This window comes from Nonomuraea sp. IBHARD001 (genome assembly GCF_056106265.1).
Map to the genome: position 1 here is coordinate 4,357,579 of NZ_JBWBBW010000002.1, position 21,679 is coordinate 4,379,257.

Consider the following 21,679-nt stretch of genomic DNA (forward strand, 5'->3'; position numbering starts at 1 on the left):
CCGCCTCCTGCTACCGGGCCTCGTGGCCCTCGCCCGGCATGTCCGGCGGGGATGCGGGGCGCCGGTTGGCGCGGTGGTTGAGCAACGAGGTGGTCAGCTCCAGTACGGCCACGATCGGCGGGAGCCACAGCGGCAGCTGATCGGCGAGACCGACGACCGTGGCGAGATGCGCGAGAAGGAGCGTCATGGCGGGAGATCCGTTCTGGTCCCGGCCGCCCCGGACGGGCGGCGCATCCCCCACCGTGCGGTCCCCCGGGCGTCGGTACGAGAGGCGCGAACAAGATCGGACAGGCGCTGACGAGGCCGTCCATGCCGTGACAACCGGCGACATTTCCTGACAACCGCTGACGTCGGCGGCCGTCCGGGCTTTACAGCCGCTTACAGCGTGGCATGCTCATGGGCACCATGACCGAGATCGGCGACCCGCTGGGCGCCCTGCGGCACCGGCTCCAGGAACTGCACGCCCACGCAGGCGAGCCCAGCACCCGCCACACCGTGCGGGTCATCCAGGATCAGGGGCTGGCGGAGAAGGGCGAGAGCATCAGCCACACCACGGTCCACACCGTCCTGCGGTGCGAGCGCCGCCCCGGCTGGCCGTACGTGCGGATGGTCGTGACCGCATGGGGCGGCGACGTTCAGGAACTCCACCGGCTCTGGCTCGCAGCCCGCCCGCGAACCGCGCCCCGCGCCCGCGCCACCGAACGCCCTCCCCTGATCGCCGCCGACACGGCGGGGACCGAAGGCGCGGCCCGGCCCGGCGGCAGGCAGATCGGCGGACCACTCATCGGCTACGACGACACGGTGTCCACGGTGGTGTGGAGCCCCGACGGCCGCATGCTGGCCAGCGCCGACGAAAAAGGCGGCGTGCGACTGTGGGACCCGGCCACCGGCCGACAGATCGGCCAGCCCATCACCGGCCACAACGGCCCGGTGTACGAAGTGGCCTGGAGCCCCGACGGCCGCATCCTGGCCTCAAGCGACATCGACGGCACAGTACGGCTGTGGAGCCCGGCCACCCGCCGGCAGATCGGCGCCCCTCTCACCGGCCACAACGACACGGTCTACACGATGACCTGGAGCCCCGACAGCCGCATCCTGGCCACCGCCGACGGCGACAGCGGCACGGTACGACTGTGGGACCCGGCCGTCGGCCGGCAGATCGGCGAGCCCCTCACCGGACACAACGGGTGGGTATACGCAGTGGAGTGGAGCCCCGACGGCGGCATGCTGGCCGGCGCCGGTGAGGAAGGCGTGATACGGCTGTGGGACCCGGCCACCGGCCGGCAGATCGGCGAGCCCCTCACCGGGCACAACGACACGGTGTTCGGGCTGGCGTGGAGCCCCGACAGCCGCGTCCTGGCCAGCGCCGGCGACGTCGACGGCACGGTACGGCTGTGGGACCCGGCCGTCGGCCGGCAGATCGGCGAGCCCCTCATCGGCCACAACGGGTGGGCGTTCGGGGTGGCGTGGAGCCCGGACAGCCGCATCCTCGCCAGCGCGGGCGAAGAAGGCGCGATACGGCTGTGGGACCCCGCCACCCGCCGGCAGATCAGCGCTCCCCTCACCGGGCACAACGGCGCGGTGGTCGGGGTGCGGTGGAGCCCGGACGGCCGCCTCCTCGCCAGCGCCGGCAACGACCACACCGTGCGGCTATGGGGCATTGCGCTCGACACCGCCGCACAACTCGACCTCCTGACCCGAGAACTGGCCGAACTACGTCAGGCCAACACCGACCTCCGCCGCGAACGAGACGAACTCGCCAAACAGCTGCGGCAACGTCAGGCAGGCACCTACGAGCAGCCAGCCAAGCCCGACTCCCCGCCGCGCCGACGGTGACCACGTCAACAGCCCCGTGATCTCGCCAGCTGCGTAGCTGGCTCTGGTTGTCGCCAAACGATTCTCTGCGCGCCCTACGCCCTCATACCTGAGCTGCCGTTGGAGGGTCTCACCGCGCAATCGGTTCAGGTCACGGCCAGGCCTCCGTCGACGACGATGTTGGTTCCGGTGATGTAGCCGGCTGCTGGGGAGGCGAGGTAGGCGACCAGATGTGCGACCTCGTCATCGGAGCCGAACCGCCCGAGGGGCAGTGTGGCGGCCAGGGTGTTCTTGAAGGTGCTGAGCGCGTCGGCGGAAAGGTCGAGCTTGTCGTAGGCGGGGGTTTCGATCGGGCCTGGGCTTACCGCGTTGACGCGGATCCCGCGGGGCGCGAGATCGACGGCGAGCGAACGGACCAGGGACAGTTGCGCGCCTTTGGTCGCGCTGTACACCGACAGATTGGGGCTGCCCTTGTCGGCCATGACCGAGCTGGTGAAGATCACCGAGCTGCTGTTCCGCAGCAATGGCAGGATCTTCTGCAACGTGAAGAGTTGGCCCTTGACGTTGATGTCGAAGAGCTCGTCGTAGGTTTGCTCATCGAGGGCGTCCAGGGGCGTGAACCGCACGACACCGGCGTTGAGGAAGGCGACGTCGACCCTGCCGAACCGCTGCCGGAGTTCGGCTGCGACCTGCTCGGCGTCGGCGATCGAGCGTGCATCGGCGCGGAACACGACGATGTCGCCGGGCAGCGTGCGTCGGGCGGCGGCCAGGGTGTCCGGATTCCGGCCGGTGACGAGGACCGCGAATCCCTGTTCGTGCAGCACGCGGGCCGTGGCAAGGCCGATACCGGTCGTGCCGCCCGTGATGAGCGCGGCACGAGGGGAGTCGGGCGCGATCACGTCGCGCTCACGTGGTTGGCGGTGGGGCGGCGCCATGCGTCGGCGGCGCCCGCCGCGTACTCGGCGAAGGTGGTCGCGGGTCGGCCGGTGACGGCGGCTATGTCGTCGGTGACCACGCCGAACGCGCCGGTGGTCATGGCTGCGACGAACAACTGGGTCACGTACTCGGCCTGGTCGGTCGGCACACCGGTGGCGAGGAGAGCGTCGCGGATCGTCTGAGGGCCGGACTCCACGTAGCGCACCTGCCGACCGGCGGCGACCGAGATGTGGTGGGCCACCTCCGCGAGCGTGAGTGCCTCGCGTCCTGTCAGCGAGTACGCCTTGCCGTCGTGGCCGTCCTCGGTCAGCGCCACGGCAGCCACCGCCGCGATGTCGTGGGTCGACACGTAGCTCACCAGTCCATCCCCGCCCGGCATGACGATCTCGTCACGTTCCCGGATGCTCGCGTCGAGGTTGGACCAGTGCTTTTCGGAGAAGTTCTGCATGAACGTGCCCGGCCGCAGGATGGTGCTCGGAATCCCGGCCTCCTCGACGACACGCTCGATGCGACGCAAGGGGTCCTCTGCGGGCGCCTGGTCCACGCCGAAGGCTGACAGCAGCACGACTCGTCGTGCTCCGGCCACCGCCGCGGCGTCGAGGAGGGACGCGACCTGCTGGGATTGGTGGGTGGTGATACCGGAGAGGTTCGCGGTGACGACGTAGACCGCGTCCACCTCCTTCAGCGCGGCTGCATAGGTACTTTCGTCGGACCAGTCGAAGTGCACTGGTTCGACGTGGGCATCCGCCGGTGCGGGGTTGCGGCTGGCCGTACGCACGGTGACGCCTCGTGCGGCGAGCTGGGGTACGAGGCGGCGGCCGGTCTTGCCGGTGGCGCCGGTGACCAGGACGGTCGAGTTCATCCGATCCTCCGGTGAGTGGTGCTGGTGAACGACTCGACCGTATGGCCCACTACTGAGCGCATCAATGACAGTTCTGAACGAGAACATATCCAGTTAGCTCAACCGCTACGGTGAATGGCATGACCGCACACGCACCTGCCCCGCCACCCGCTCCCGCCCGGCCGGGAGACGTTGTCGCTGACATCGTGGCGGACGTCGTGGCCTTCGCCCGGCGCGGCAGCACCGTCTACGGCCGCAACCGCTTCCACGCTCCGTGGGGTATCGGCTTCCCGGCGGGCGCGATGGCCAGTGTCCACGTCGTCACCGCTGGAGCGTGCTGGCTGATCCCGGACGGCGGCGAACCCATCCACCTCACCCGCGCCGACGTGGTCCTGGTGCCCTCCGGGCTGGCGCACGCGCTCGTCGACAGACCCGGCCGGCCGGTACGCCCGGTGGAGGAACTGATCGGAGGCCCACTCGGGCAGGCGACACCGACAGATCTGGTCATCGACGGGGACGGCCCGCTGACCGGGCTGCTGTGCGGCGCGTTCCTGCTGGACTCCAGCCCCGGACACCCGATCACCGCCGCGCTGCCACCCATCGTCCACATCGCCGCCGGGCAGGCCCGGGGCACCGGCCTGCCCGCCGCCCTCGACCTGCTCTCGGCCGAAGTCGAGCGTTCCGGCCCCGGCGCAGCGGCGGTCGTCGCATCCCTGCTCGACCTGCTGTTCGTCTACATCCTGCGCGCCTGGATCGCCGAGCAGCACAAGGAATGCCCAGGCTGGGTCGCAGCGCTCTACGATCCCGTCGTCGGAGGCGCACTGGCACTGATCCACCGTGACCCGGCCCATCCCTGGACCGTGCCGTCACTCGCCCGTGCCGTCAGGGTCCCGCGCGCAACGTTCAGCCGTCGCTTCACCACGCTCACCGGCCAGGCACCCATGGCCTACGTCACCTCCTGGCGGATGACGGTCGCATCCCGCCTGCTGCGTGAGGAACAGGCGCCACTGCGGGAGGTCGCGCGGCGAGTCGGCTACGACTCCGAATTCGCTTTCGCGCGAGCATTCAAGCGGACCGTCGGCCACTCCCCAGGCCAGTACCGGACATCAGCCAAGGCGAACCAGGTCCGCCCCGAAACCGGCCACCAGCCGACGCCCTCGCCGATCCACGCTACGGTTGTGGGGCCACTGGCGAGACGACATTCCGGCGGTCCATGACTTCTGGCGCAACCCGGCCGGTTCGGCCTGCTCGTGCTCCCCCCGCAATGGGGAGGCCCCTCCCCCGCAGTGGGGAGGCCCGCAAGATCGAACCTCACCAGAGTGGTCGTCATGGATCTGCAGAGCATCCCGGCGATCGCCGACGGTTTGCGTAAGGTCGAGAACACGATCACTCGGCTGGGCGGCTCGTCGGCGTTGCCTGCCATCAACGAAGCGGCCGAACGCGTCATCCACGCCGGAGGCAAGCGGCTGCGTCCCGCGCTGACCCTGGCCACCGCGCTGGCCTTCGGCAAGAAGCCCGACCGCAGGGTCATCATCGCCGCCGCCTGCGTCGAACTGATCCACGCGGGATCGCTCGTCCACGACGACCTCATGGACGGCGCCACCCAGCGGCGCGGCATCCCCACCCTCAACGCCGATCTCGGCCACGGCAAGGCGCTGGTCATCGGCGACTTCATGCTGGCCAGGGCAGGGCTGGCCGCGCTGACCGCCGTGTCCAGGCCGGTGGCCGAGGTGCTCGCCGCCACCACGGTGGAGCTGGCCGAGGGGCAGTTCCTGGAGAGCGCCAGCCTGTTCGACCGCGAGCGTACTCAGGAGTCCGCGCTCAGGTCGATCACCGGCAAGACGGCCGCACTGTTCCGTGCCAGTTGCACCGTCGCGGCGATCTGCGCCCGCGCCGAGCCACAGGATCGCGCGAGGACGGCCGCGTACGGCGAGCGGTTCGGCCTGATCTTCCAGATCCTCGACGATCTGCTGGACCTGGCCGCGCCTGCCGACTCCATGGGCAAGCCCACCGGTCACGATCTGGAGCAGGGCGTCTACACCCTGCCCGTGCTGCGGGCCAGAGCAGGCAATCCGCAGCTGCTCGACGGCGACGTGCCCGCGATCCTGGCCAGGCTCGATCGAGCCGAGATCGTCGCGGACACCCTGGCCTACTGCCGCGACCTGGCCGACCAGGCCGCCTCCGCCCTGCCCGCCTTCCGTGAGCCGGGCATCGCGGCGTCCTTGCGCGAACTGCCGCACTCCTACATCGACCAGGTCGCCGAGCTGACCCGCCGACCGGCACTGCGGAAGGCGATCTGACGCGCATGCCGGCCGCCCTGTCGTCGATCGCCGTGGCGGGCGTCGAACCCGTTCGGCGCCCGCCACCGCCTGACTGGGCCGCAGGGTTGAAAAGCACGAGAAAGCATAAGAAAGCGCGAGAAAGCAGGGTCAGACGGGTGGATTGTGGCGTGAGTAGTCGCCGAATGCCCAGCGCAGGGTGAAGGCGCCGGCGACCTCGACGACGGACTCGATGTCCAGCACCACCCGGCGTGGCTCGTCCCACTCCACCTTCGCCCGCCCGCTCACCTGCAGCGCCGAGCCGGTGTCGTAGTCGAGGAACAGCAGCCCACAGCCCGGATCGAGCTCCAGATTGCCGAGCGTCATGTACATCGAATTGCCGACATAGTCAGGCCAGGCCAGCCGCCGCTCGCCGAGCACCTGGACGAACCCGGGACGACCGCCCCGGTGCGAGGCGTCGGCGCCGAACCCCTCGGCATGGGTGGCGACGAAGAAGGTGTCGGCGGCGGCGATCAGCGCGGCCTGGTGTTCGCCGAGCGCGTCGGCGGTCGTGGTCGTGGTCGCGACCGGCGGGCTGTCGGCGATCGGCGTCCTGGTCTGCAGGTACTTCGGGCAGTTGGCATAGACCTGCTCGGTGCGCACCAGCAGCCCGTCCCCGGTCGCGCGGGCCCGGCCGTTGATCCGCATGCGCCGCCGGGTCGCGGCGTCCAGGGCGATCATGCCGATCGGCCGTTCGGTCGCGAAGGCCCCGGCCAGCGGCCCCGCGGGCTCGGCGGCGACCAGGACGGTACGCTCGTCGAGCGGCGTGGCGAACCCTTCGGGCCCGGTCAGCGGCGCCGACCACATCCGGCCCTCGTCGTCGCTCGCGCCGATGACGAGCAGGCGTCTGGCACGCAGGAACTCGGCGGCCACCTCGGGGATCTCCCCCTTGGTACGCGCCGACCCCCAGGCCCCGGCCCGCACACCCAGGCGGCGCTGGACGATCGTCTCTCCGATGTGCTCCATGACATGACCCCCGTGTAGGCGAACGTCTAGAAGAAGCCGCAGGTCGGGGCCGCGCCGCCGGGAGCCGGTCGCTCGCCTGCCCCGTTGGGCGCGTAGATCTCCAGCCTGATGCCGTCGGGGTCGTCGAAGAACACGCCGCCGGAGGAGGCGCCCTCGCCGTGCGGGACGATGCCGCCGTGGTGGATGCGCGCGCCGAGTTCGCGCAGCACCTGCTCGGCCGCGTTCACCTCGCTGAGGTCGCCGACCTGGAACGACAGATGGTGCAGGCCCGGCTTCCCGGTGTCGAAGCCGCCCGCGCTCTGCCGCCACAGCGTGAGCACGAGCCGGCCGTCCTGGGCGAGGAAGGCGTAGTCCTTGTCGGCGTCCCCCGACCGCCCGGCCAGGTCGAAGCCGAAAACGCGCTGGTAGAAGTGCAGGGAGGCGTCGAGGTCTGTGACATTGAGGCCGATGTGGCCGGTCTGGAAGGCGCCGGGCATGCTCACTCCTTGGCTCGTTGCGACACGAACTCTTGGTTCGTTGCGACACGAACCAATCTAACGGATGAGAGCCCGTTTTGCCGTTAGAAAATAGTGACCTGTGTCACCCTTCGTTCTTGTGGGTGTGGTAGTGCCTGGCCGCCCTGGCCCGGTTGCCGCATCCGGTCGAGCACCACTCCTGACGCGGGTGCTCCTTGACGAAATACAGCACGCAGCGCGGCGCCGGACACGCCCTGAGCTCCCCCGCCTGCGGCCCGGCCAGGAACTCCACCGCCGCCCCCGCCAGCGCCGCCGTCAGCCGCGCCTCCCGCGGCCCCACCGCCACCGCCTCCGCCCGCGCCCCCTGCGCGTCCCACGCCAGCCGAAGCGCGGAGGGCACGGCGAGCGCGGCCGAGTTGACCTGCTCCAGCGCCTGCTCGAAGGGCGGCAGCGCGGCCGAGTCGGCCAGGCTCGGCGTCGACGGATGGACGGCCCTGGCGAACAGCGCCCTGATCGCCGCCCGCAGACGTATCGCCTCACGCCACTGCGTCTCGGTGCAGTCCTCGTCCGCGAGGCCGGGCGCGTGCGTGCGCGCCCATGCGGTGAGCGCCTCGGCGTCGGGCAGGGTGTCGACGAGGCCCTGGCGGTCGGCACGGATCGTACTGACGAAATCTAGGACGAGCATCCTTCCAACCTAACGGGTGAACGATGCTCGCGGCGTTAGGCCCGCTGGCTGTCGTACCAGGGCTGGGCCGGGGCGATGTTGTGGATCAGGCCGAAGACGTTGCCGGGGTCGTAGGCCGCCTTGACCGCGCGCAGGCGGCGCAGGTTCGGCGCGGTGTAGGCGTCGGCGGTGCGGGACTGGTCGGCCACGAAGTTGAGGAACGAACCGCCGGTCGCATACGGACGCAACGCATCGGCCAGACCGGGCGGCGGCGCATCGACGATCACCGAGACGTCGTGGTCGCGGTGCCCGGCCGAACCGGTGTGCTCACCGTCGAGCGCCAGGGCGCCCGCCCAGTGGCGTACCTCGACCGAGGACTGCTCGCCGGTGCGCACCAGGATGTCGATCACCGCGTCCGGCAGGCCGGTCAGCAGGTCGAGATGCCTGGCCGCGGTGCCGCCCATGGCCGCGTCGGCGAACGGCATCTCGGCGAACGTGTCGAGCAGGGCCGCTCCCGCCGCCCGCCGCAGCGGCGCGAGCAGGCGCGTGCCGGTTTCGGCGTCGCCCGCGTACATCGCCTTGACGCTCACCACCCTGCGCCCGCGCGAGTCCTCGGGCACGTCGCCGGTGCCGGGCAGACGGTGGATCAGTACGGCGGTGCTCAACTCGCCCGGCGCCTGCTCCATCAGCGTGCGGTAGGCGCCGAGCAGGTCGGCGGCGCCTTCGGCGGCGAAGGTGGCCATGCCCGCCCACACGCTCGACACCGGGTACAGCTTGAACTCGAGCGACGTCACCACACCGAAGTTGGAGCCGCCGCCGCGCAACGCCCAGAACAGCTCGGGATGGCGCTCGGGCGTGGCCACGAGCACGTCGCCGTCGGCGGTGACGACCTCGGCGCGCGTGACGCTGTCGGCGGCCAGGCCGTGCGCCCGGCCCAGCCAGCCGAGCCCGCCGCCCAGTGTGTAGCCGACCACGCCGACGTCGGAGGAGGAACCGCAGAGCGGCGCCAGCCCGAACGGCGCGGCGGCGGCCAGAACCTCACCCCAGCGGGCACCCGCGCCGACCCTGGCCACCCGTCTGACCGGATCGACCACGACGGCGCCCATCCTGGCCGTCTTCAGCAGCAGCCCGCCGTCGCAGGCGACATGGGTGCCGTGCCCCGTGGCCTGCACGGCGAAGGGCAGGCCACGTCCTGAGGCGGCGAGCACGGCCCTGCGTACGTCGGCGACGCCCGCCGCCTCCACGATCACGGCCGGGCGCGGGTCGAGTGTGGGATACAGCGCGCGGCGCTGCTCGTCGTAGTGCGCACCGCCCGGCTCGTGCACCAGGCCCGAAAGAGCCTGGCGAAGACGTCGGCCGGAAGCGAGCGAGGCGAATGAGGACATGGTGAAACGCTCCTTGGCGAGGAAGGGGAAAGGCGAGAGGGGGTCGGAACGGCCGGCTCGTTCTCGACCTGCTCATCACATCATGTGGCACCGACAAAAACGGGCCCGCGGGAGTCAGGGGGTGGCGGCCGCGCGCATCAGCGTCTCGCCCGCCTCGGTGCGGTAGTACAGGACCGAGCGGCCCGCCCGGCGACGCCGTACCAGGCCGGCCTCCAGCAGGACCCGCAGGTGGCCGCCGACCGAGCCGAGCCCCTGGCCGCTCAGGGCGGTGAGCTGCGAGGTGCTCAACGGGGTGTCCAGCAGGGTCAGGATCGTGGCGCGGGCCCGGCCGAGCAGCCTGGCCAGGGCGAGCGGCGCGGCCTCGGCCAGGTCGGAGGCGGCCAGCGCGCCCGAGCACGGATAGGTGAGCGCGTAGCGGCCGGTGCCGTCCCACGACGCCCAGCCGTGCCCGCCCGTGACCGGTACGAACATCAATTCGGCCCCGGCCAGCGCCTTCGGCGGGTAGTCGTGGGTGTTGATCTGCAGCCGGTTCTCCCCCAGCCAGCGCACGCCCGAGCGCATGCCGTCGAGCGCCCCGGCCCACCCGTGCCCGGCCATCCGCGAGGTACGCGCGAGGATGTCGGCCTCGGCCACCCGCCGGGTACGCGGCCAGTACGGCTGCACGCACTCCTGCCAGACCCAGGTGAGCAGGTCGGCGGCCAGGCCGGGCAGGTCCTCGCGCAGCATCGACTCGGGCAGCGGCGCACGGGAGGCGACCTCGAGATCGGCGCGGGCCCGCTCGGCGGAGGTGGCGCGTACGACGGCGATCTCCCGCTCGAAGTCCGCATCGCCGGAACCCGGCGGCGTCGGCGTGATGAAGTCGGCCACCCACCTGCGCCCGAAGGCCAGCCGTACCAGCAGGGCGGCCCCGGGGTCGGCGGCCAGCACGGCGCGGTAGGCGGGCAGGTGGCGTTCGAGCCAGAGGCGATCGGCCGGGTGCTCGGCCCTGGCGGTGTTCAGCGCCATCAGCCTGGCGGTGGTCTCGGCCAGCGGCGAGATCACGAACCTGCTGCGCGCGAGGGTGTCGGCATTGACGTGCCACCAGCCCATGCCGCCCTCACCCGGTGAGCTCAAGCTCGACGAGCGCCAGCGCGGGGCCCTCGCCGAAGTCGTGCGCGTGCTGCCTGCCGGTCGCGGCGAAGCCGTGCTTGGCATAGAAACGCCTGGCCTGGGGCGAGTCCCGCAGCGTCCACAGGTGCACCCCGTCGTGCCCCGCCGCACGCACCCGACCCAAGGCCTCGGCCAGCAGCGCCGCCGCCAGGCCGCTGCCCCACACGTCCGGATGGGCGAACAGCGTGTGGATCTCCGCGAGCCCCGCCCGCGAGGCAGAGGGCCCGAACCGCACGAAAGCGCCCGGACGCTCGTCCAGGAACGCCAGCAGAAGTGTGACGCCGTCCTCGTCCGGCAGGTCGTGCCATCTGCCGCGCCGCTCCTCGACCCCGGCGGCGGCGACGCCCGGCGCACACAGCGGACCGTGCGAGCGCCCCCAGGAGAGCGCGTGGATCTCCCCCAGCACACCACCGTCGCCGCGCACGGCCTCCCTGATCGTGACCACCCCGCCCATGGGGCGACTGTACGGCGCGGGCCACGCGGAGGGGTATTCGGGGAGCGCCGGTTCCCTTCCCGGCGTAGGGTCGCGGCATCACCACCGGCGCACGACGAAGGACAGGTGACATGGCCGAGCCGGATGACAGCTCCGACCGCGAGCACGACGAGCTCCTGCGTCACGTCTTCGGCACCAATACGCGCCCCGTCCCCGATCTCGCCCTCGCCAATGCCCTGCTGCTCCGGCGTTACGTCATGGGCTGGACGTGGGGCCTGCCCCGGTATGTCCGCCTGATGGGCGACCAGGTCGAGACCTGGAACGGCCGGTTCAGGCGCGCCATGGTCCGCGACGCGCGGAAGATCAGCGACGCCGATCTCGACCGGTTGCTGGCCTGCGGGTGGCGGCCGTCGCTGGCCGCGGCCTGGCTGATCGCCATCGACCGGCGCATGCGCTATCGCCAGGCCCTGAGCGAGCTGCTGCTGGAGAGCGCCGGGCCCTACGCGGGCGGCGGGTACTGCATCGCCCTCGCGCGATTCGGCCGCCACGAGGACGCCGCCGTGCTCGCCCGCTACCTGGAGCACTATCTGCCCCTGACCGACTGCCGGTTCGACCAGGACACCGCGATCGGCGCCTTGCTCCACCTCGACGAGCGCCTCGGCACCGACCATGCCCGCCGCTTCCTCGACAACGGCCTGTGGCAGGCCTCCGCCTTCGCCGACACCGACCCCGCCGCCTGCCACCGCACGATCACCCACCTGTGCGCGGAGATCGAGGCGATGGCTCCGCGCCCCCATGCGGACGACCTTCCGGCCTGATGTACTCCAACGCGTACCCCTCGCCCGAGGCGGAGACGCGGGCGATGCCGGGTGAGTCGAGGTGGGCGCCCGCCACGTAGTGGGCGGGCCGGGTCAGGCGGCGCAGGAGGGCGGCGCGGGCGGCGCGGGCCTGGGGCTGGTCGCCGTCGAGTTCCCAGGTGATGTCGGGCCGCTCGAACTGCAGGGTGGGCACGTGGACGGTGTCGCCCCAGACGAGAAGGTGGCCTGCGGAGCCGCTGACGTCGTAGACGGTGTGGCCGGGTGTGTGGCCGGGGGTCGGGATCGCGGTCGTCCAGGCGTTGATCGCGACCTCCTGCGACACGGGCACGACGCGGTCGCGGACCGGTGCGAGGCGGCCGGTGAACACCGAGGCGTCGCCCGCGCCGATCCACACGCGCTCAAGCCCGGCGAACGCCTCGGACCCGCCCGGTGCGATCAGGCCGCTCACGTGGTCCTCGTGCCGGTGTGTGATGGCCACATCGGTGATCTGCCCTCGGTCGACGCCCGCCTCCTCCAGCGCGTCGTTGAGCAGTCCCATCGTGGGGTCGTGCCAGGCGTCGGACGCGCCGGTGTCGATGAGAAGTGAACGGGCGCCGTCGGTGACGTAGAAGGCGTTGACCGAAAGCCGCAGGTTCTCGCCCGCCAGCGGCACGGCGGCGGGCAGTTCGGCGAGCGCGCACCCGTCCTCGTCGCGCAGCCGTGTGACGGGCATGTCGATGTACCCGTCCCGCAACGAGATCACCTGAAGATCGCCGAATTCGAAGATGGCATGGTGCCTGCCACCGGAGACCAAACGCATGGGAACCTCCACCGGATCGCGTGTCTTCAATAGGAGACCGAATCTCCTTTAGAAGAAACCGTACACTGTGCCCAGCGCAGCGAGGTACCCACACGATCGAGGAGCACGGTGGCCGAACCACAGCACGGTGACGACCTGGCCGGAGCGTTCGGCGCCAATGTGCGGCGCCGCCGCGAGGAGGCCGGCCTGACGCTGGAGCAGCTGTCGGTGCGGTCGGCGGTCAGCCGGGCGATGCTGTCCAAGGTCGAACGAGGCGAGAAGAGCCCGACGATCGGCGTCGCGTCCAAGATCGCCCATGCGCTCGGCGCGTCCCTCTCCGACCTGGTCGGAGCGCCTGCCGCCGCCGCGCCCGGTGTGGCCATCGTCATGCGCAGGAAGGACCGTCCCGTCTTCCGCGACCCGGAGACCGGCTTCGAGCGGCACATCGTGTCGGCGGCCCCGGGTGCGGGCGGATCGGAGATGATCGCCCACCACCTGCCCGCCCGGGTCTCCACCGGGTTGCTGCCCGCCTATCCGCCGGGTACGGAGAAGCAGCTCGTGGTGCTCGACGGCACGCTCACGGTCGCGATCGGCGGCATCAGCGAGACGCTGGACGCGGGCGACTCCCTGTTCTTCCAGGCCGACGCCGACCACGGCTTCGCCAACCGGACGGACGCCCCCTGCGCCTACATCATGGTCATCTCGCGCAGAGCCTGAGCCTGACGCCGGGCGCTTTGCCCCACCACCATGCCGATGGTGGGGCAAAGCGCCGCCCCCGTCTCCGACGGCGAGCCGTCGGCCGGTCGCAGGTCAGCCGACGGACGCCTCGATGCGGACCGACGTCTTGCCACCCGAGGACTCGACGCTGGCGCTGAAGGAGCAGGTGAACGCGGCCACCTGTGCCACCTTGCGTACGGTGACCGTGATGTCGTCGCCCTCGCGCAGGGCCCTGGCCACGGGGGCGAAGGTGCTCCTGGCACGTTCCAGGCCCACGCGCGACAGGCCGGCACGCTGGGCCGGCTCCAGCCGGAACAGGCGGGCGACGACCAGGCGGGGGTCGCGGTCGAGGGAGGCGGCGTACTCCCACGCCCTCTGCTCGTCCGCCCTGACCCAGGCGACGAGCTCGTTGGCCTCTTCGGTGGTCAGCGCCACCGGGGCCGGGTCTTTTGTGATCGTATCCGACACGATGCACCTTTCCTTGATGGAGGGAACACCCCGTATTTCGGCGTACGCCCACTTTTGGATGACGGCCGATGGCATGCACTTGCATTGAGGAACCGGAGCTTCCTCAATGGCTCATACCGTTTGTCTCACACCGCACCGCAGGACGAACGAACGGAGCACCACCATGTTGCGTGGCCTGTCCACCACCAGCTTCTACGCCCCCGACCTCGACCTCGCCGCCACCTGGTACACCGAGTTGTTCGGCGTCGAGCCGTACTTCAGCGTCCCCGGCCCGTCCGGCAGGCCCGCCTACCTGGAGTACCGCATCGGCGACTACCAGCACGAGTTCGGCCTCATCGACAGTGCGTTCGCCCCGCCGGGACACGCCCTGACGCCGGGCGGCTCCATCGCCTACTGGCACGTCGACGACATCGAGGCCGCCGTCGCCCGCCTGGTCGAGCTGGGGGCGACGCCGCACGAGCCGGTCACCAGGAGGGGCGAGGGGTTCGTCACCGCGTCGGTCGTCGATCCGTTCGGCAACGTGCTCGGCGTCATGTACAACGAGCACTACCTGACGATCCTCAAGGCGAGCCGGTGACGACGCCGCCGCGGCAGGACGCGATCCTCGTCTTCGACGACGTCGCCCAGTGGGAGGACTGGCTGGGCGAGCATCACGACGAGCCCGAAGGGGCCTGGCTGAAGATCTCCAAGAAGGGGGCGCCCAGGCCCACGATCACCGTGGTCCAGGCCCTTGAGGTGGCGCTGTGCCACGGCTGGATCGACAGCCTGCGCCGTACCTACGACGAGCACCACTACCTGCAGAAGTACTCCAGGCGCCGCCCCAAGGGCTCCTGGTCGCTGATCAACGTCGAGCGGGTCGAGGCGCTGGAGGCGGCGGGTCGCATGCGCCCGGCGGGGCTGGCCGAGGTCGCGGCGGCCAAGGCCGACGGCCGGTGGGAGACGGCCTACGCCTCCCAGCGCAACGCGGTCGTGCCGCCCGATCTGCAGGCCGCGCTCGACGCCGACGAGGCGGCGCGGGCCCGCTTCGAGGCGATGGACAGGACCGGCCGCTACCTCGCCGTCCTGCCCCTGCTCAAGTCGCGTACGCCCGCGGTGCGCGCGGCCAGGCTGGCCAAGCTGCTCGCCGCCCTGACCTGAGGGCTCAGGCGGTGGGCCGCCTGGTCTCCAGGCCGTCGAGGATGCGCTCGACGCCGTAGTGGAAGCCGCTCTCGCGGGCGCCGCGCAGGTCGCCCTCCTGCAGGGCGGCATGGCCCTCGCGCAGCATGGGGTGCTCCCGCAACGCCCGCTCGGCCGTGGCGCGCAGGCTGTCGGCCCAGTCGGCCTCGCTCTTGCCGCTGCGGGCCAGCATCGACAGATAGGCGGCCTCGCTGGTGGTCATGCCGATGACGTAGGCGATGAGGGTGTTCATCGCCTGGGCCGCCTCCCCCGGCGGGAAGCCCGCCACCGTGAACACCGCCAGCATGCGCTCGCTCTGGCGCATCAGATTGGGGCCGAGCTCGGCCAGGCCCACCTGTCCGAGCACCGAGGCCACCCAGGGATGGCGCAGCACCATCGCGCGCAGGCTCAGCGCGCACGCGCTCACCGCCTCACGCCACTGGTCGGCCCGCACGTCCTCGGGCACGACCAGCTCGCCGTACACCTCGTCGACCACGAGTTCGATCAGCTCGTCCTTGCTGGCGACATGGCGATACAGGGAGGTGGCGCCCGCGCCGAGCCTGGTGCCGAGGCCGCGCATGCTGAGCGCGTCGATCCCGTGGGCGTCGAGCAGCTCGACGGCGACGGCGACGATGCGCTCGCGGCTCAGCGCGGGCTGCTCCTTCTTGCGGGCGGGCCGGGCCCACACCGAGGGAATGGGCTGGTCGCCGGTGGACATGGCAGGTCTCCTCTCTGTTGTCGCCACCAGTCTAGAGTACGGCGTGCGCAATTGCGTACAGTGAGTGAGGTTCGCCAGGCGGCGATTAGTCAACTAGAGTTGCTTGCATGTCCGCTGTTGAGAATCCCGCCTCCTCGCAACCCGCCGACGGGCTCGCGGCCGTGGTGGCGCTGCGGCGCCTGGCCGACCAGCTGGAGGACGCCGTCGTCGAGCAGGCCATGCGTGAGGGCTGGAGCTGGCCGCAGGTCGCCGAGGCGCTCGGGGTCACCCGTCAGGCGGTCCACAAGAAGCACGCCAAACGGCTCATCGCCGCAGGCGTCACGCTGAGGAGGCGCTGAGCGATGCCCGCCGCATTCGACATCTACCTGCACGCGATCCTGGAGCGCGGCCGCGCCGAGGCGCTGAAGGACGGCTCGGCCACGATCGAGGCGTACCACATGCTGCTGGGCGTGGCCGCCGAGCCGGACGGCACGGCCCAGCCGCTGCTGGCCTCGGCCGGGCTTGACGGCGAGGCGATACGCGAGGCCCTTGAGCGCGAGTTCGACCGGAGTCTCGGCGTGGCGGGCGTGTCGCGAGCCGCCTACGCCTTCCCCGCCGCGACCGGCGATCCCGAGCGGCGGCCCCAGCTCGGGGCGAGCGCCAAGCTGGCCATCGAGCGCGGCATCGCACTCGGTGCGCGCAAGCGCGACATGCGGGCCGCGCATCTGCTGTTCGGCATCCTGGAGGCCGAGCACGGCACCGTGCCGCGCGCGCTGGCGCTGGCCGCCGTCGACCGTGACGACCTGCGCGAACGCACCCGTCGGGCGGCGCTCGCGCAACCCTGAGGTTGCATGTCGGGTGCCCTATGTGCAACTGTGGAGTTGCACATAGACCGACGTATCCGAGTCGAAGGAGTACCTCATGAGCGAGGACCGCATCGAGCGCGACACCCTGATCGACGCCTCCCTTGAGCGGGTGTGGTCGCTGGTGACCGAGCCCGGCTTCTGGGTGGCCGACGAAGGCACCGTGAGCGGCGTCGTGGCCAAGGAGGGCGAGTCGCTGGTGGCCAGCAACGCCCAGTACGGCGAGTTCCCCGTGCGCGTGGAGAAGGTCGACCCGCCGACCTACATCGCCTACCGCTGGGCCAGCGCCTTCCCCGGCCAGGAGGTGAGCGAGGACAACAGCACGCTGGTGGAGTTCACGCTGACGCCGGAGGAGGGCGGCACGCGGCTGCGCGTCGTCGAGAGCGGCTTCGCCTCGCTGGCCGGGTCGCAGGAGCTGCGCGCCCAGGCGCTGAAGGACAACACCGGCGGCTGGCCCGAGGTCCTCGGCGGCTTCAAGGTCCGCGCCGAGAAGCCCTCCGTGTGACGGTCGACGAAGTCCTGGTCGCCCTGGCCGACCCGACGAGACGGCAGCTGCTCGACCTGCTCGCCGCCCGTGGCGAGGCCACGGCGACCACGCTCGCCGCCCAGCTGCCCGTCTCACGGCAGGCGGTGGTCAAACACCTGACCGTCCTGGACGCCGCCGGGCTGGTGGTCGGCGCCAGGGTGGGCCGCGAGGTCCGCTATGCCGTACGGCCGGCCGCGCTGGATGCCACGGCGCGGTGGATGGCGGCGCTCGCGGCCGACTGGGACCGGCGCCTGGCCGCCGTCAAGCGGATCGCGGAAGCGGCCGAGCGGGAGGCGCACTAGGCCTCGGCCTCGGTTTCGACCAGGCCGAGCACGCCGAGGAAGGCGCAGGCGGCGGGTGTGGGGGCGAAGCGGCTCCACACGGCGTACTCGACGCGGGCCGGCGCGTCGGACACCGCGACCGTGACCACACCGCTGAGCCGTGGCGCGTAGGCGGCGGGCAACATCGCGACGGCGAGTCCCGGCCCGACGAGCCTGTCGATGAAGTCCGCCGTCGTCACCTCGAACGCCACGTCGCGCACCAGCCCGGCGGCGGCGAACGCCTGGTCGGACTGGACGCGCCCGGCCGTGCCCGCGGGCAGGTCGACGAACACCTCGCGGGCCAGGGTACGCAGGTCGACCGACGCCTCCGCGGCCAGCGGGTGGTCCGGCGGGAGCACGGCGACGAGCCGGTCGCGTGCCAGCTCACGTACGGCCACGCCGTGCGGGCGCACGGTGGTCGGCATGCCGAGGAAGGCCACGTCGAGCGAGCCCTGGACGACCTGCTCGACGAGGTCCTCGCTCGCGCCCACCCGCAGGCCGATGCGTACGTGTGGGAAGCGCCTGCGGAAGTCGCGCAGGGCGATGGGCACGTCGACGGCCGCGACGGTGGGGATCAGGCCGACGGCCAGCCTGCCGCGCACCTCCCCCACGGCCGCCGCCACCTCGGCCGTCGCCCGTTCGGCTGCGTCGAGGCACTGGCGCGCTGCGGGCAGGAACGCCTCACCGGCGGGCGTCAGCCGTACCCTTCGGCTGGTGCGCTCGAACAGCCTGGCGCCGAGCTCGCGCTCCAGGCGGGCGATCTGGTGGCTGAGCGCCGACTGCACGACCAGGCAGCGCTCGGCCGCCCGGGTGAAGCTGTTGGTCTCGGCGACGGCCACGACGTAGCGCATCTGCTGGAGTTCCATCTATCTATCGTCTATCACGATCGATGCGCTGACAAACATGTGTTGGACTCATTGATTGTCCGGCGGCGAGACTTCCGGCATGACAAGTCCCCCTGTTCCCGCCACGGGCCTGGGCGCTCTGCCGCGTGTCGCGCTGACCGCCATCGCCCCTCTGACCTGGGGCACGACCTACGTCGTCACCACCGAACTGCTGCCGCCTGGCCATCCACTGTTCGCCGGGCTGCTGCGGGCGCTGCCCGCCGGGCTGATCGCACTCGCGCTGACCCGGACACTGCCGCGCGGCGCCTGGTGGGGCAAGGCGGCGGTGCTCGGCGTGCTGAACATCGGGCTGCTGCTGCCCCTGCTGTTCTACGCGGCCGAACGGCTGCCCGGCGGCGTCGCCGCGACCCTGGCCGCCGCCCAGCCGCTCGTCGTCGCCGTACTCGCCGTCGTGGTGCTCGGGCAGAGCCCGTCGCTGCGGCAGCTGGCGTGGGGGGTGGCCGGGGTCGCGGGCGTCGGGCTGGTCGTGATCGGGCCCGAGGCCTCGCTGGACGCCGCCGGGGTCGTCGCCGGGCTCGGCGGCGCGGTCACCATGGCGCTCGGCGTGACGCTCACCAAGCGGTGGGGGCGGCCCGAAGGCGTCGGCGCGACCGCGTTCGCCGGGTGGCAGCTCACGGCCGGAGGGCTGTTCCTGGTGCCGATCACCTTCGCGTTCGAGGGGGTGCCCGCCTCGATCGACTCGGGCGCCGTGCTCGGCTATCTGTGGCTGGGGCTGGTCGGCGGGCTGGTCGCCTACGCCCTGTGGTTCCGCGGGCTCTCCACGCTGCCCGTCGCCTCCGTCGCGGTGCTCACCCTGCTGTCGCCGCTGGTCGCGGCCGTTCTGGGCGCCGTACTGCTCGGCCAGACGCTCGGGCCGCAGCAGCTGGCCGGGTTCGCGCTCGCCCTGGCCGCGATCGTCGCCAGTCAGCTTCCCGCACGTTCTCCCGAAAGGATTTCTCGATGAAGATCGCCGTTGTCGGAGCCGCCGGCATGGTCGGCTCCCGTGTCGTGGCCGAAGCCGTGTCCAGAGGCCACGACGTCGTCGCCGTGCACCGCGGGCCGCGTCCTGCCTCCCTGCCCGCCCCGGTGATCGCCGTACGGGGCGACGCCGACGACACCGCTCATCTGGCCGGGCTGCTGGCAGGCGCCGAGGCGGTCGTCGCCGCCACCCGCCCGGCCGCCGGGCGCGAGCACGACGTCACCACCACCACGACCTCCCTGCTGCACGCGACGACCTCGGCCGGAGCCCGGCTGCTCGTCGTCGGCGGCGCCTCCCCCCTGACCGTGCCCGGCCGGCCGGACCTGCTCGTCCTCGACTCCCCCGCCTACGTCCCCGCCGACATCCGCCCCATCGCCGCCGCCAGCCTCGCCCAGCTGCGGACCTGCCAGGCCCACCCCGGCGCCTGGACCTACCTCAGCCCACCCGCCCTCCTCGCCCCCGGCCCCCGCACCGGCTCCTACCGCCGAGGCACCACCACCCTGCTGCTCGACCAGGACGGCCGCTCCCACATCACGGCCGAGGACCTGTCGATCGCCATCCTGGACGAACTGGAGAACCCCCGAGGCGAACAGCACTTCACGGTCGGGTACTAGGCGGCCGTCGCGCCCGGCGAAGCCGTACGGCCTCGGTCGAGTCGGGCGCCTGCAGGCTGCTGTCGTCGTGGATGGCGTGGGGCACGGCGACGAGCATCTCGTAGACGAAGTGGTGGAAGGGCGTCTCGGTGGGCGCGGTGAAGGCGAGCGGCAGCACGCCGAACTCCAGGTAGTGCACCATCTTCCTGGCCAGCTGCATCGGCGACAGCACGCAGGCCAGATGGCCGAATGGCCCGTCCTTGAAGTAGGAGGCCGTGACGAAGCACTCGTCCGCCGAGCCGTAGACGCCCTGGTCGCCTTTGTAGCGCAGGTTCAGGTCCTCGCCGTGCAGCACACCGCCCGGCACCCCCGCCGCCAGGAGGAAGGCCGTTCCCGCTTCGCTCAGGCTGACGGGATCGGCGCGCCCGTCGTGCATGTGCCTGCTGCCGGGCACATAGATCTCCACCTCCAGGCCGCGCCCGGCGTAGTGCCCATACAGCTCGGCGCCACGCTCCAGCCTGGTGGCGAACTCCTCGCCGGGTGAGCCGTCGGCCTCCAGCGGGTGCTGGGCCGCCACCTCTATGAGCACCCGCCCGATCGCCCGGCGACCCGCCATGAACGCGGCGGCGTGGTCGTATCTGGCGTTCCAGGCCCGCTCGGCCTCGGTCGTCTCTCGTCCAGCGGGCATGGCGCGGTTTCCTAACGTGGAGGCAGCTCGACCGGATGGGTGCGAGGGGGAGGCAGGCTGACGGGATGAACCTGCCCACTCTCCTGGGCGATCATCCAGGTTCGGTCGAAATGTCGGACGCAGGTCTGCAGGAGCGGGAGGTCGTCGCAGTTCCTGAGTTCGAGCGACGGGGTCTCCGAGGCGCGGGCCGGAGGCAGGGTGAGGGTGACCCAGCCCCACGTCCTGTCGCACAGCACCATGGTCGAGCGCAGGTGGGTACCGAAATGCCCGATGAAGACGCGGCCGAGCCTGGTCCTGCCGGTCAGCTGCATACGACGCCGCGCGTCCGCCAGCGCCTCGGTCGTGCGGGTGCGTACCAGCCGGATCTCGTTGGAGATCGACTCACCGCGCGCCACGTCCTCCGACTCGCTGGCCTCGACGTCGCGCAGGAACTGACCCTCGGGTTCAGGCACCAGGACGCGCAGCTCGCCGCCGCGTGCCAGCATCTCGACGAAAGCGTGCTTGTAGATCTCGAACAGCCTGACGCCGCTGGTGGACATCACCCGGACGGTCTCGGCGTTCCTGATCGGATCGGTCATCAGCTCGCCCGCGATGCCGTCCACCTTGATCTGCCTGATGCCCAGTCGTTCCGCGGGCCTGAGTACCTGGGTGATGTCGCTCCTCGACGAGACCACGTCGGAGTCGCTGCGGATCCAGCCGGGCCGATCGGGGTAGTCCCGCACCTCCTTGCGCAGGCTTGCGACGACTTTGCGGGCGAGCTCCTCCGCGGTGTTCCAGCCGCCGCGGAGCAGGTCCTTCTCGATCTTCGCCCGGAAGTCGAGGACCTTCTGCCGGAGCACCGGATCGCTCTCGTGCTGGTCGGCCGGACGCCTGCCGATGTTCTCGGCCAGGAAGGCGAGCACCGGCTTTCCCCGACCCAGGGCGTAGTCGTACTCACTCTCGGTGTAGCTCACGCCGTTGTCGAGCATGGAGCCGTAGGCGGCCGCGACGATGACGACGTAGTAGTCGCATTCGTCGATGAAGCGTTTGATCAGCTCCCAGCCGCCCCTGCTCGCGGCGGAGAACTGCTCCATGCCGATGGGGATGTAGTCGTTCTCCAGAAGGGCGTCGGCGACCGCTCTGCGTTCGTCGGCGAGATCCCTGCGGGTCGAGCTGATGAACACCTGGTAGCGCTTCTCGATCAACCTCGGCTCCTGAGAACGGCCCCCGGCTAGTGGTCGAGTACACGTTC

Annotated in this window: 28 protein-coding genes; 13 read left to right on the forward strand and 15 right to left on the reverse strand. The window is 71.4% G+C overall.

Going from position 1 to position 21,679, the window contains the following annotated elements; translation table 11 throughout:
• Positions 1-10: 10 nt before the first annotated feature.
• A complete protein-coding gene (locus tag ACTWNK_RS21940) occupies positions 11-187 on the reverse strand; it encodes a hypothetical protein (protein WP_474306332.1) in 177 nt (58 codons plus the stop codon).
• Positions 188-405: 218 nt separating this feature from the next.
• Between ACTWNK_RS21940 and ACTWNK_RS21945 the strand changes: the two genes are divergently transcribed.
• The gene (locus ACTWNK_RS21945) at positions 406-1,836 is read left to right on the forward strand and encodes a WD40 repeat domain-containing protein (protein WP_474306333.1); all 1,431 of its coding nucleotides are present in this window, start codon (positions 406-408) and stop codon (positions 1,834-1,836) included.
• 125 nt (positions 1,837-1,961) lie between these two features.
• Here ACTWNK_RS21945 and ACTWNK_RS21950 read toward each other — a convergent pair whose 3' ends face one another.
• Positions 1,962-2,714 carry an SDR family oxidoreductase gene (locus ACTWNK_RS21950; RefSeq protein WP_474306334.1) on the reverse strand — a complete coding sequence of 251 codons (753 nt, stop codon included), beginning with the start codon at positions 2,712-2,714 and terminating at the stop codon, positions 1,962-1,964.
• Positions 2,711-3,613: an NmrA family NAD(P)-binding protein gene (locus ACTWNK_RS21955; RefSeq protein WP_474306335.1), complete on the reverse strand. Its 903-nt coding sequence runs from the start codon at positions 3,611-3,613 to the stop codon at positions 2,711-2,713. Before ACTWNK_RS21955 ends, ACTWNK_RS21950 begins: the two co-directional genes overlap by 4 nt.
• Before the next feature lie 185 nt (positions 3,614-3,798).
• Between ACTWNK_RS21955 and ACTWNK_RS21960 the strand changes: the two genes are divergently transcribed.
• A complete protein-coding gene (locus ACTWNK_RS21960; RefSeq protein ID WP_474306336.1) occupies positions 3,799-4,809 on the forward strand; it encodes an AraC family transcriptional regulator in 1,011 nt (336 codons plus the stop codon).
• Positions 4,810-4,920: 111 nt separating this feature from the next.
• A complete protein-coding gene (locus ACTWNK_RS21965; RefSeq protein WP_474306337.1) occupies positions 4,921-5,892 on the forward strand; it encodes a polyprenyl synthetase family protein in 972 nt (323 codons plus the stop codon).
• 129 nt (positions 5,893-6,021) lie between these two features.
• On the opposite strand, the gene ACTWNK_RS21970 is transcribed toward ACTWNK_RS21965, so the two are convergent.
• From ACTWNK_RS21970 to ACTWNK_RS21995, 6 genes are all read right to left on the reverse strand, one after another.
• Positions 6,022-6,876: a pyridoxamine 5'-phosphate oxidase family protein gene (locus tag ACTWNK_RS21970; RefSeq protein WP_474306338.1), complete on the reverse strand. Its 855-nt coding sequence runs from the start codon at positions 6,874-6,876 to the stop codon at positions 6,022-6,024.
• Positions 6,877-6,902: 26 nt separating this feature from the next.
• Complete coding sequence (locus ACTWNK_RS21975; RefSeq protein WP_474306339.1) at positions 6,903-7,352, reverse strand: VOC family protein; 450 nt, start codon at positions 7,350-7,352, stop codon at positions 6,903-6,905.
• A gap of 103 nt (positions 7,353-7,455) precedes the next feature.
• Positions 7,456-8,016 (reverse strand): CGNR zinc finger domain-containing protein, encoded by a 561-nt coding sequence (locus tag ACTWNK_RS21980; protein ID WP_474306340.1) that lies wholly within the window; start codon positions 8,014-8,016, stop codon positions 7,456-7,458.
• A 35-nt stretch (positions 8,017-8,051) separates the two neighbouring features.
• Positions 8,052-9,380 (reverse strand): FAD-binding oxidoreductase, encoded by a 1,329-nt coding sequence (locus tag ACTWNK_RS21985; RefSeq protein ID WP_474306341.1) that lies wholly within the window; start codon positions 9,378-9,380, stop codon positions 8,052-8,054.
• 114 nt (positions 9,381-9,494) lie between these two features.
• Complete coding sequence (locus ACTWNK_RS21990; protein WP_474306342.1) at positions 9,495-10,469, reverse strand: helix-turn-helix domain-containing protein; 975 nt, start codon at positions 10,467-10,469, stop codon at positions 9,495-9,497.
• 7 nt (positions 10,470-10,476) lie between these two features.
• A complete protein-coding gene (locus ACTWNK_RS21995; RefSeq protein ID WP_474306343.1) occupies positions 10,477-10,983 on the reverse strand; it encodes an N-acetyltransferase family protein in 507 nt (168 codons plus the stop codon).
• Between the two features lie 110 nt (positions 10,984-11,093).
• Between ACTWNK_RS21995 and ACTWNK_RS22000 the strand changes: the two genes are divergently transcribed.
• The gene (locus ACTWNK_RS22000; protein WP_474306344.1) at positions 11,094-11,780 is read left to right on the forward strand and encodes a DUF6000 family protein; all 687 of its coding nucleotides are present in this window, start codon (positions 11,094-11,096) and stop codon (positions 11,778-11,780) included.
• Here the strand turns inward: ACTWNK_RS22000 and ACTWNK_RS22005 are convergent.
• On the reverse strand, positions 11,713-12,579 hold the full coding sequence (locus tag ACTWNK_RS22005; RefSeq protein WP_474306345.1) for an MBL fold metallo-hydrolase: 867 nt from the start codon (positions 12,577-12,579) through the stop codon (positions 11,713-11,715). The two genes, ACTWNK_RS22000 and ACTWNK_RS22005, sit on opposite strands and share 68 nt — an antisense overlap.
• Before the next feature lie 108 nt (positions 12,580-12,687).
• On the opposite strand from ACTWNK_RS22005, the gene ACTWNK_RS22010 reads away from it, so the two are divergent.
• Positions 12,688-13,275 (forward strand): helix-turn-helix domain-containing protein, encoded by a 588-nt coding sequence (locus ACTWNK_RS22010; protein WP_474306346.1) that lies wholly within the window; start codon positions 12,688-12,690, stop codon positions 13,273-13,275.
• A 93-nt stretch (positions 13,276-13,368) separates the two neighbouring features.
• On the opposite strand, the gene ACTWNK_RS22015 is transcribed toward ACTWNK_RS22010, so the two are convergent.
• Positions 13,369-13,743 carry a hypothetical protein gene (locus ACTWNK_RS22015; RefSeq protein WP_474306347.1) on the reverse strand — a complete coding sequence of 125 codons (375 nt, stop codon included), beginning with the start codon at positions 13,741-13,743 and terminating at the stop codon, positions 13,369-13,371.
• 163 nt (positions 13,744-13,906) lie between these two features.
• Between ACTWNK_RS22015 and ACTWNK_RS22020 the strand changes: the two genes are divergently transcribed.
• Entirely contained in the window at positions 13,907-14,320 is a 414-nt protein-coding gene (locus ACTWNK_RS22020; RefSeq protein WP_474306348.1) for a VOC family protein, read from the forward strand.
• Positions 14,317-14,880: a YdeI/OmpD-associated family protein gene (locus ACTWNK_RS22025; RefSeq protein ID WP_474306349.1), complete on the forward strand. Its 564-nt coding sequence runs from the start codon at positions 14,317-14,319 to the stop codon at positions 14,878-14,880. Before ACTWNK_RS22020 ends, ACTWNK_RS22025 begins: the two co-directional genes overlap by 4 nt.
• Before the next feature lie 4 nt (positions 14,881-14,884).
• On the opposite strand, the gene ACTWNK_RS22030 is transcribed toward ACTWNK_RS22025, so the two are convergent.
• Positions 14,885-15,616 (reverse strand): TetR/AcrR family transcriptional regulator, encoded by a 732-nt coding sequence (locus ACTWNK_RS22030; protein ID WP_474306350.1) that lies wholly within the window; start codon positions 15,614-15,616, stop codon positions 14,885-14,887.
• Between the two features lie 107 nt (positions 15,617-15,723).
• Here ACTWNK_RS22030 and ACTWNK_RS22035 point away from each other — a divergent pair, with 107 nt between their 5' ends.
• The 4 genes from ACTWNK_RS22035 to ACTWNK_RS22050 all read left to right on the forward strand — a co-directional run bounded on the left by ACTWNK_RS22035 (position 15,724) and on the right by ACTWNK_RS22050 (position 17,286).
• A complete protein-coding gene (locus ACTWNK_RS22035; protein WP_474306351.1) occupies positions 15,724-15,954 on the forward strand; it encodes a hypothetical protein in 231 nt (76 codons plus the stop codon).
• A 3-nt stretch (positions 15,955-15,957) separates the two neighbouring features.
• The gene (locus ACTWNK_RS22040; RefSeq protein WP_474306352.1) at positions 15,958-16,440 is read left to right on the forward strand and encodes a Clp protease N-terminal domain-containing protein; all 483 of its coding nucleotides are present in this window, start codon (positions 15,958-15,960) and stop codon (positions 16,438-16,440) included.
• Positions 16,441-16,516: 76 nt separating this feature from the next.
• Positions 16,517-16,963, forward strand: a complete 447-nt coding sequence (locus ACTWNK_RS22045) for an SRPBCC domain-containing protein (RefSeq protein WP_474306353.1) — start codon at positions 16,517-16,519, stop codon at positions 16,961-16,963.
• Positions 16,960-17,286: an ArsR/SmtB family transcription factor gene (locus ACTWNK_RS22050; RefSeq protein WP_474306354.1), complete on the forward strand. Its 327-nt coding sequence runs from the start codon at positions 16,960-16,962 to the stop codon at positions 17,284-17,286. Before ACTWNK_RS22045 ends, ACTWNK_RS22050 begins: the two co-directional genes overlap by 4 nt.
• Here the strand turns inward: ACTWNK_RS22050 and ACTWNK_RS22055 are convergent.
• Entirely contained in the window at positions 17,283-18,170 is an 888-nt protein-coding gene (locus ACTWNK_RS22055; RefSeq protein ID WP_474306355.1) for a LysR family transcriptional regulator, read from the reverse strand. The two genes, ACTWNK_RS22050 and ACTWNK_RS22055, sit on opposite strands and share 4 nt — an antisense overlap.
• 79 nt (positions 18,171-18,249) lie before the next feature.
• Between ACTWNK_RS22055 and ACTWNK_RS22060 the strand changes: the two genes are divergently transcribed.
• Positions 18,250-19,152 carry an EamA family transporter gene (locus ACTWNK_RS22060; protein WP_474306356.1) on the forward strand — a complete coding sequence of 301 codons (903 nt, stop codon included), beginning with the start codon at positions 18,250-18,252 and terminating at the stop codon, positions 19,150-19,152.
• Positions 19,149-19,781 (forward strand): NAD(P)-dependent oxidoreductase, encoded by a 633-nt coding sequence (locus tag ACTWNK_RS22065; protein WP_474306357.1) that lies wholly within the window; start codon positions 19,149-19,151, stop codon positions 19,779-19,781. The genes ACTWNK_RS22060 and ACTWNK_RS22065 overlap by 4 nt, the downstream gene beginning before the upstream one ends.
• Here ACTWNK_RS22065 and ACTWNK_RS22070 read toward each other — a convergent pair.
• Both ACTWNK_RS22070 and ACTWNK_RS22075 read right to left on the reverse strand, forming a co-directional pair.
• Positions 19,765-20,448 carry a hypothetical protein gene (locus ACTWNK_RS22070; protein WP_474306358.1) on the reverse strand — a complete coding sequence of 228 codons (684 nt, stop codon included), beginning with the start codon at positions 20,446-20,448 and terminating at the stop codon, positions 19,765-19,767. The genes ACTWNK_RS22065 and ACTWNK_RS22070 overlap by 17 nt on opposite strands.
• Before the next feature lie 11 nt (positions 20,449-20,459).
• On the reverse strand, positions 20,460-21,632 hold the full coding sequence (locus ACTWNK_RS22075) for a DUF4062 domain-containing protein (RefSeq protein WP_474306359.1): 1,173 nt from the start codon (positions 21,630-21,632) through the stop codon (positions 20,460-20,462).
• Positions 21,633-21,679: the final 47 nt, after the last annotated feature.

Excerpts from the sequence above, each read along its gene's own strand:
- ACTWNK_RS21995 (WP_474306343.1), bottom strand. The coding sequence starts at position 10,983 with ATGGGCGGGGTGGTCACGATCAGGGAGGCCGTGCGCGGCGACGGTGGT.
- ACTWNK_RS22060 (WP_474306356.1), top strand. The coding sequence starts at position 18,250 with ATGACAAGTCCCCCTGTTCCCGCCACGGGCCTGGGCGCTCTGCCGCGT.
- ACTWNK_RS22040 (WP_474306352.1), top strand. The coding sequence starts at position 15,958 with ATGCCCGCCGCATTCGACATCTACCTGCACGCGATCCTGGAGCGCGGC.
- ACTWNK_RS21940 (WP_474306332.1), bottom strand. The coding sequence starts at position 187 with ATGACGCTCCTTCTCGCGCATCTCGCCACGGTCGTCGGTCTCGCCGAT.
- ACTWNK_RS22035 (WP_474306351.1), top strand. The coding sequence starts at position 15,724 with ATGTCCGCTGTTGAGAATCCCGCCTCCTCGCAACCCGCCGACGGGCTC.
- ACTWNK_RS21985 (WP_474306341.1), bottom strand. The coding sequence starts at position 9,380 with ATGTCCTCATTCGCCTCGCTCGCTTCCGGCCGACGTCTTCGCCAGGCT.
- ACTWNK_RS21955 (WP_474306335.1), bottom strand. The coding sequence starts at position 3,613 with ATGAACTCGACCGTCCTGGTCACCGGCGCCACCGGCAAGACCGGCCGC.
- ACTWNK_RS21980 (WP_474306340.1), bottom strand. The coding sequence starts at position 8,016 with ATGCTCGTCCTAGATTTCGTCAGTACGATCCGTGCCGACCGCCAGGGC.
- ACTWNK_RS21965 (WP_474306337.1), top strand. The coding sequence starts at position 4,921 with ATGGATCTGCAGAGCATCCCGGCGATCGCCGACGGTTTGCGTAAGGTC.
- ACTWNK_RS21945 (WP_474306333.1), top strand. The coding sequence starts at position 406 with ATGACCGAGATCGGCGACCCGCTGGGCGCCCTGCGGCACCGGCTCCAG.
- ACTWNK_RS22030 (WP_474306350.1), bottom strand. The coding sequence starts at position 15,616 with ATGTCCACCGGCGACCAGCCCATTCCCTCGGTGTGGGCCCGGCCCGCC.
- ACTWNK_RS21990 (WP_474306342.1), bottom strand. The coding sequence starts at position 10,469 with ATGGGCTGGTGGCACGTCAATGCCGACACCCTCGCGCGCAGCAGGTTC.
- ACTWNK_RS22070 (WP_474306358.1), bottom strand. The coding sequence starts at position 20,448 with ATGCCCGCTGGACGAGAGACGACCGAGGCCGAGCGGGCCTGGAACGCC.
- ACTWNK_RS21975 (WP_474306339.1), bottom strand. The coding sequence starts at position 7,352 with ATGCCCGGCGCCTTCCAGACCGGCCACATCGGCCTCAATGTCACAGAC.
- ACTWNK_RS22065 (WP_474306357.1), top strand. The coding sequence starts at position 19,149 with ATGAAGATCGCCGTTGTCGGAGCCGCCGGCATGGTCGGCTCCCGTGTC.
- ACTWNK_RS21970 (WP_474306338.1), bottom strand. The coding sequence starts at position 6,876 with ATGGAGCACATCGGAGAGACGATCGTCCAGCGCCGCCTGGGTGTGCGG.
- ACTWNK_RS22055 (WP_474306355.1), bottom strand. The coding sequence starts at position 18,170 with ATGGAACTCCAGCAGATGCGCTACGTCGTGGCCGTCGCCGAGACCAAC.
- ACTWNK_RS22045 (WP_474306353.1), top strand. The coding sequence starts at position 16,517 with ATGAGCGAGGACCGCATCGAGCGCGACACCCTGATCGACGCCTCCCTT.
- ACTWNK_RS22020 (WP_474306348.1), top strand. The coding sequence starts at position 13,907 with ATGTTGCGTGGCCTGTCCACCACCAGCTTCTACGCCCCCGACCTCGAC.
- ACTWNK_RS22005 (WP_474306345.1), bottom strand. The coding sequence starts at position 12,579 with ATGCGTTTGGTCTCCGGTGGCAGGCACCATGCCATCTTCGAATTCGGC.
- ACTWNK_RS22000 (WP_474306344.1), top strand. The coding sequence starts at position 11,094 with ATGGCCGAGCCGGATGACAGCTCCGACCGCGAGCACGACGAGCTCCTG.